Genomic DNA, 1,068 nt, shown 5'->3' with positions numbered 1-1,068 from the left:
CCACCGCCACGATCACGATCCGCATGTGCCCCGCCCTCCCCACGCACCTTCTATGTTGATCAACATAGAATCAGATGGACGGCATAGGGGACAAGCGGCCGCTAGCGTGATCCGGCAGGGCTCACCGCGGCGGTGAGGAACAGGCGCAGGGCCCCGAACGCGTGGGCGAGATCGACGCCCTCGGGCGCCATCCGCCACTGCTGGTAGATCCCGACGGCCGCGCTCAGAGTGACAAGGCCGAAGTCCTCCGGGGTGGCGCCGTCCGGAAGGCGGACGGCGACGTGCGGCTGGGCCGCCCACGCGGTGAAGATCCGCCGCATCGTGGCGTGCAACTCGGCGTAGCGGTGGTGGATCGGCGAACCGGGCTCCACCGCGTCGGCCAGGAGGCTCACCAGCAGCCGGGTGGTGGGCACCCGGGCGAACGCCTCGGCCTGCTCCATCAGCTCGGCCAGCCCGTCCGGCCCCGCCGGATGGCGCTCGGAGAAGCTCTGCGTCATCTCCAGGAACGTGTGCTCGATGACGGCCAGCAGCAGGCCCTCCTTGTCACCGAAATGCCAGGGAATCGAACCGCGGCTGATGCCCGAGCGGTCGGCGACGTCGGCCACCGTCGTCTGCCGGTACCCCTTCTCGGCGAACAGCCCCGACGCCGCCTCGACCAGCAGGCGCCGGCTCTCCCGGCTCGTCTCCGCGCGCCGCGTCGCCATCCCGCCCCCTTCACGAAGACCGATCAGCCGAATATATGCCGTCCGGCACAGAGGGGAGCCGCAGCCGTCAGTGGCAGATGGCCGTGAGCAGTGTCCCGGCCAATAGCAAAACCCATGAGGGACCGTGCTTCCGCGACCAAGCGGCCGGGCGGAGCCGCCGGCCGCGGCGTCGCGCTTGGGATGGCGCCTCCGGCAGGATTCGAACCTGCGACACCCGCTTTAGGAGAGCGGTGCTCTATCCCCTGAGCTACGGAGGCCGGTCGTCGCTTGCGCTAGAGCGTAGCGGACGGCTCCTCCAGGGTAGGGGAAGGGGAGTGGTGAGTGCTCCCCGATATTGGTCCGGAAATCTAGGCCGGGCGGGGGC

1 protein-coding gene and 1 tRNA gene are annotated in these 1,068 nt (G+C 69.7%); both read right to left on the bottom strand.

The annotated features are described in order from the left end of the window. Positions 1–101: 101 nt before the first annotated feature. Positions 102–704, bottom strand: a complete 603-nt coding sequence (locus tag E1293_RS47130; RefSeq protein WP_132206677.1) for a TetR/AcrR family transcriptional regulator — start codon at positions 702–704, stop codon at positions 102–104. Between the two features lie 181 nt (positions 705–885). After that, positions 886–961 (bottom strand) — tRNA-Arg (locus E1293_RS47125). Between the last annotated feature and the right edge of the window lie 107 nt (positions 962–1,068).

It is taken from the genome of Actinomadura darangshiensis (assembly GCF_004349235.1).
In the GTDB taxonomy this organism is placed as follows: Bacteria; Actinomycetota; Actinomycetes; order Streptosporangiales; family Streptosporangiaceae; genus Spirillospora; species Spirillospora darangshiensis.
This window is presented reverse-complemented; position numbering and strand designations above follow the sequence as displayed.

Excerpts from the sequence above, each read along its gene's own strand:
- E1293_RS47130 (WP_132206677.1), bottom strand. The coding sequence starts at position 704 with ATGGCGACGCGGCGCGCGGAGACGAGCCGGGAGAGCCGGCGCCTGCTG.